Source organism: Halorubrum distributum JCM 13561, assembly GCF_000337395.1.
In the GTDB taxonomy this organism is placed as follows: Archaea; Halobacteriota; Halobacteria; order Halobacteriales; family Haloferacaceae; genus Halorubrum; species Halorubrum distributum.
Map to the genome: position 1 here is coordinate 1 of NZ_AOJF01000039.1, position 5,942 is coordinate 5,942.

4 protein-coding genes are annotated in these 5,942 nt (G+C 64.0%); 3 read left to right on the top strand and 1 reads right to left on the bottom strand.

Annotated features, from left to right (window positions below):
* Positions 1-678: 678 nt before the first annotated feature.
* The gene (locus C470_RS09470; RefSeq protein ID WP_004599361.1) at positions 679-1,707 is read left to right on the top strand and encodes a ribonucleotide-diphosphate reductase subunit beta; all 1,029 of its coding nucleotides are present in this window, start codon (positions 679-681) and stop codon (positions 1,705-1,707) included.
* A gap of 2 nt (positions 1,708-1,709) precedes the next feature.
* The gene (locus tag C470_RS09475; protein WP_007345594.1) at positions 1,710-3,398 is read left to right on the top strand and encodes a ribonucleoside-diphosphate reductase subunit alpha; all 1,689 of its coding nucleotides are present in this window, start codon (positions 1,710-1,712) and stop codon (positions 3,396-3,398) included.
* A 121-nt stretch (positions 3,399-3,519) separates the two neighbouring features.
* Here the strand turns inward: C470_RS09475 and C470_RS09480 are convergent, their stop codons facing one another.
* The gene (locus tag C470_RS09480) at positions 3,520-4,836 is read right to left on the bottom strand and encodes an SPFH domain-containing protein (protein ID WP_008366853.1); all 1,317 of its coding nucleotides are present in this window, start codon (positions 4,834-4,836) and stop codon (positions 3,520-3,522) included.
* Positions 4,837-5,013: 177 nt separating this feature from the next.
* On the opposite strand from C470_RS09480, the gene C470_RS09485 reads away from it, so the two are divergent.
* Positions 5,014-5,942 (top strand): O-acetylhomoserine aminocarboxypropyltransferase/cysteine synthase family protein (locus C470_RS09485; RefSeq protein ID WP_008366854.1); only part of this gene is annotated, 929 nt, incomplete at its 3' end.

Genomic DNA, 5,942 nt, shown 5'->3' on the forward strand with positions numbered 1-5,942 from the left:
CTCAGAGATGTGTATAAGAGACAGCGGCGGGGGCGTCCGACCCGCTCTCCCTCGTCACCGGCGGCGTCGGCGGCGCGGTCGCCGTCGGGCTCCTCTGGGCGGTCGACCCCGAGCGCTGGCGGCCCTGAGCGCCGGCGGCCCCGAATCCGGCTCCAGAGCGCTCGCCGCCGCAGCTTCCCGGCCGCTCGCTTTCGGTCTCTAACTCGATGTCGCGGTCGGCCTCGCCTTCCTCTCACTTGGCGCGGTCGACGTCGTCCGCGTCCCGGATCTCGTCGGTCTCTCCCTCGTGCCCGACACCGGGTTCGCGCTTCTCGCCGAACGGCTCGGCGGAGCCCTCGCGATCGGACTAGCGCAGGGGCTCGACGCCGCCAGTTGGGCACTGTCGCGACCACCCGTACCCGGAGACCACCGCGCAGTCCCCGTCTCGGGACCGCCCGTTCGTGGATCGGAGGAACGACCTCGACCCGCCGTTATGAAAGTAAATTTGTTATACTACAATTCTATTGGTAATACTTATACCAGTGGAGTCTGTGTGGTCCGATACGGTTCACACGGCTACACACGCGGTACGCTGTGAGACCGTCCCCCGAGCGACACGACTGCGGTCGGACCCACCGGACCGACGATAGACAGTGGCAGCGGCAATCCAACGCAATCGGTCACGTTCGAGACGGCCAAATGAGTGAAAGCGAAAACGCGAACACCAACGCGAGTACAGACGAAGATATCGAGACGGACATCTTCTCGGAGCGAACGCAGCTGAAACCCTACGAGTACAACGAGTTTCTGGACTACGTCGAGGCGATCCGGAACAGCTACTGGGTACACACGGAGTTCAACTTCGACGGAGACGTCCAAGACTTCAAGGTCAACACGACTCCCGCCGAGCAGACCGTCATCAAGCGGACGATGTTGGCTATCGCGCAGATAGAGGTGCAGGTGAAGACGTTCTGGTCGGACATCTACGAGGAGATGCCCAAAGCCGAGGTCGGGAACGTGGGCATGACCTTCGCGGAAAGCGAGGTGCGGCACATGGACGCCTACAGTCACCTCCTCGACGTCTTGGGGATCACGGACGATTTCGAACAGGTGACTGCGGAGCCGGCGATGAAAAAGCGGATCGAGTATCTCGACGAGTATCTGGAGAAGAGCGAGAGCGACGACGAACGGGAGTACGTGATGAGCATCCTGCTGTTCAGCACGTTCGTCGAACACGTCTCGCTGTTCAGCCAGTTCCTCATCATGACGAGCTTCGACAAGCACGAAAAGAAGTTCAAGGGAATCGCGAACGCCGTCGAAGCGACCAGCAAAGAGGAGCAGATTCACGGGCTGTTCGGGGTCGAGCTGGTGGAGACGATCAGAGCGGAGAACCCGGACCTCTTCGATGACGACTTCGAGGAAGACGTCCAAGAAGCCTGTCAGCAGGCATACGAGGCAGAGACGGAGATACTGGATTGGATATTCGACGACGGCGAACTGGAGTTCCTTCCCAGGGCGCACGTCGACGCGTTTCTGCGAGACCGGTTCAATCAGAGCCTGGAAAACGTCGGCGTGGAACCGATATTCGAGACGGACGACGACCTGCTCGAGGAGACGCGCTGGTTCGACGAGGACATCATGATGACGAAGGATAACGACTTCTTCAGCAAGCGGTCGACCACGTACAACAAACACACGCAGAGCGTTACCGCCGAGGACATGTTCTAACGATGGCACAAACAGCACTCGAAAGCGTTGAGCAACGACATACGGAACCGTTCTACTGGCTGAACGAGGACAGTCGGGAGTTCCTCAGAGAGGGATACCTGCTCGAGGGCGTCGAAGCGGAAGAGCGAGTCAGACAGATAGCGGAGCGCGCCGAAGAGATCCTGGGCGAGGAGGGGTTCGCGGACCGGTTCTACGAGTACATGAGCCGCGGCTTCTACAGTCTCGCCAGCCCGATCTGGTCCAACTTCGGACTGGACAGAGGCCTGCCCATCAGCTGCTTCGGCAGCTACATGGAGGACAGCATCGAGAGTATCCTCCACACCCAAGCCGAGGTGGGCGAGATGACCAAGCAGGGCGGCGGCACGAGCGGGTACTTCGGTGAACTGCGGCCGCGGGGCAGTCCGATAACGAACAACGGCAAGAGCAACGGGAGTTACAGCTTCACGGAGCTGTTCGATACGATCATCAACGTCATCAGTCAGGGCGAAACCCGGCGGGGGCAGTTCGCCGGCTACATCGACGTCGAACACGACGACTTAGAGGAGTGGCTCAACATCAAAACCGAGGGTGACCCGGTACAGGACATCTACTACGGCGTCATCGTCGGTGACGACTGGTTTCAGGCGATGATCGACGGCGACGAGGAGAAGCGGGAGACCTGGGCGGACATCATCGAGACCCGGATCAACATCGGCGTTCCGTACATCATCTTCCGGGGGAACATGAACGAGGGGAAGCCGCAGGTGTACAAGGACAAGGACTACCAGATAAACGCGTCCAACCTGTGTACCGAGATCGCGCTGCCGGCCACGGCGGAGGAGAGCTTCGTCTGCTGTCTCTCGAGCATGAACGCGCTCCACTACGACGAGTGGAAGGACACCGACGCGGTGGAGACGCTGACGCGGTTCCTGGACGCGGTGATGGAGGAGTTCATCCAGCGCACGGAGGGCGTCCGGTTCATGGAGCGGGCCGTGCGGTTCGCGAAGCGACACAGAGCGATAGGAATCGGCGTGCTCGGGTGGCACAGCTACCTCCAGCGCAACATGATCCCCTTCGACAGCATGGAGGCGATGGAGAAGAACGGGGAGATCTTCCGGACCATCAAAGAGCGGAGCTACGAGGCGAGCGAGGCGCTCGCCGACGAGTTCGGGGAGCCGGAGGTCCTCGAGGGGTACGGCAGGCGGAACACGACGACGATGAGCGTGGCGCCGACGAAATCGAGCAGCGTCATTCTGGGGCAGGTCAGTCCGAGCATCGAGCCGCTGAAGTCGAACTACTTCGTGCGAGACGGTGCGAAGCTGAAGTCAACGCAGAAGAACAGATTCCTTCAAGCGATTCTGGCGGAGCGGGGCAAAGACACACGCGACGTCTGGGACAGCATCGCAAACAAAGACGGGAGCGTTCAGCATCTCGAGTGCCTGACGGACGAAGAGAAAGAGGTGTTCAAGACCTTCGCCGAGATACCGCAGATGGCGATCATCAACCAGGCAGCACAGAGACAGAAGTACATCGACCAGGCACAGAGCCTGAACATCTCGATCGACCCGAGCGAAGTGAGCGTCAAAGAGATCAATCAGCTCTACATCGAAGCCTGGAAGAAAGGGGTCAAGAGCCTCTACTACCAGCACAGCGTGAACGCCGCACAGAAATTCAGTCGAGACATTCTCGAGTGTCGAGCCTGTGAGAGCTAACCACTGCTCGTAACCGGCGTCTTCGGCTCCGGTCACGTCGGCGACCCGAGCGCCGTCGGCGACGCGGTTGCGGTGGCGGCGATCTGGTCCGTCGACGACGTGTGACAGCTGCGAGTCGGGCTTACGTTCCCGGCCGCTCGCTCTCGGTCTCCAGTTCGATGTCCCGGTCCGCCTCGCGGGTCTCCGCCTCCTGTTTGGCGAGGTCGACGTTGTCCGCGTCCCGCGTCTCGTCGGTCCGGAGGTCGCTGTCGGCCACGGTGTCGAGCTGTTCGAGGGCGCTCTCGATGTCCTCCAGGCCGAGCAGCTTCTCCGTCTCCTCGTCGAACTCCTTGCTGTCGAGCCCCTCCATCTCCTGGACGTCGGAGCCGGAGAGGGCCTTGCCGTAGCGGCCGACGAGGCTCGTGAGCTCCTGCGGGAGGACGAAGGTGGTCGACTCGCCTTTGCCGATCTCCTCGAGGGTCTCCATGCCGCGCTCGATGATGGCGCGCTCGCCCATNGTGAGCTCCTGCGGGAGGACGAAGGTGGTCGACTCGCCTTTGCCGATCTCCTCGAGGGTCTCCATGCCGCGCTCGATGATGGCGCGCTCGCCCATCGATTCCGCGGAGCGCGCGCGGAGGACCGTGGAGATGGCGTCCCCCTGCGCTTCGAGGATCTGGCTCTGTTTCTCCCCCTGCGCGCGGATGATGTTGGACTGCTTGTCACCCTCCGCCTGCTCGACGGCGGAGCGCCGTTCCCCCTGCGCTTCGAGTATCATCGCGCGGCGGCGGCGCTCGGCGCCGGTCTGTTGCTCCATGGCGCGCTGGACCTCCTGTGACGGGCTCACCTCGCGGACCTCGACGGCCTCGACGCGGATCCCCCACTCGTCGGTGGGCTCGTCGAGCTCCTCGTTGATCCGGTCGTTGATCAGCTCCCGCTGCGAGAGCGTGTCGTCGAGCTCCATGTCGCCGATGACGGCGCGGAGGGTCGTCTGCGCGAGGTTCGAGACGGCGTTCTTGTAGTCGTCGACCTCGAGGAACGCCTTCTTCGCGTCCATCACCTTGATGTAGACGACCGCGTCGGCGGTCACCGGCGAGTTGTCCCGGGTGATCGCCGACTGGCTCGGCACGTCGATCGTCTGGGTCCGCATGTCGAACGCGTACGTCCGCGAGACGAACGGCGGGATGATGTGAACGCCCGGCTGGAGGAGCTTGCGGTACTCGCCGAAGACGGTGAGCGCCTCCTTGTCGTAGGCGTCGACGATCTCGACGGCGCTGACGACCGTGACGGCCGCCAGCAACACCGCGAGCGCCGCGACGCCGTAGACGAGGCTCTGTCCGAGGAGGGCGACGCCGACGAGGAGGGCGACGCCGAGCGCGAGGTACTGCCAGACCCCGTCCGGGATCTCCGACAGCACGTCCTCCAGCTCGGCGGACTCGCCGCGCGGACCTTGTGTTCCCATACCCCGAATTACGGCCCGACGCTGTTAACGGTTCGCACGAGATCGCGGCCTGAAGCGCGTCGGACCGTCGATCCGCGTTGCGGTCGCCGGATCGGCGTCGTCCCCCGGTCTCCGAGATACCGGAAACGCCCGCGCGGGCCGGCCGGCTTTAACTACGCAGCGGCGGAACAGGGATCCATGCCATCCGACGACGGAGACGACGCCCCGAAGTTCAGCACGCGAAGCGTCCACGCCGGCTCCGACCCCGACCCGACGACCGGCGCCCGCGCGACGCCGATCTACCAGACGACCGCCTACCAGTTCGACGACGCCGACCACGCGGCCGACCTGTTCGCCCTCGAAGAGGCCGGCAACGTCTACTCCCGGCTGATGAACCCGACCAACGCCGCCCTCGAAGAGCGGATCGCCTCGCTCGAAGGGGGCGTCGGCGCGGTCGCGACCGCCTCGGGCATGGCCGCGCTCGACGTGACGACGTTCCTGCTCGCCTCCGCCGGTGACAACATCGTCTCCTCGTCGGCGCTGTACGGCGGCACCTACACCTACCTCACCCACTCCGTCGAGCGTCGCGGCGTCTCGACGCGGTTCGTCGACCCGCTCGACTACGAGGGGTACGCCGAGGCCATCGACGAGGACACCGCCTACGTCCACCTCGAAACGATCGGCAACCCCGCGCTGGTCACGCCCGACATCCAGCGGATCGCGGACATCGCGCACGAGCACGGCGTCCCGCTGTTCGTCGACAACACGTTCGCGACGCCGTACCTCTGCCGGCCGCTCGAACACGGCGCGGACCTCGTCTGGGAGTCGACGACGAAGTGGCTCACGGGCAACGGCACCACGGTCGGCGGCGTCGTCGTCGACGGCGGCTCGTTCCCGTGGGCCGAGCACGCCGAGAAGTACCCGGAGATCGCGCAGGACAACCCCGCGTACCACGGGATCAACTTCGCCGAGCGGTTCGGCGACGCGGCGTTCACGTTCGCGGCGATCACCCGCGGGCTCCGCGACCTGGGCGACCAGCAGTCGCCGTTCGACGCGTGGAACACGCTCCAGCAGACGGAGTCGCTCCCGCTGCGGATGGACCGCCACTGCGAGAACGCGGGCGTCGT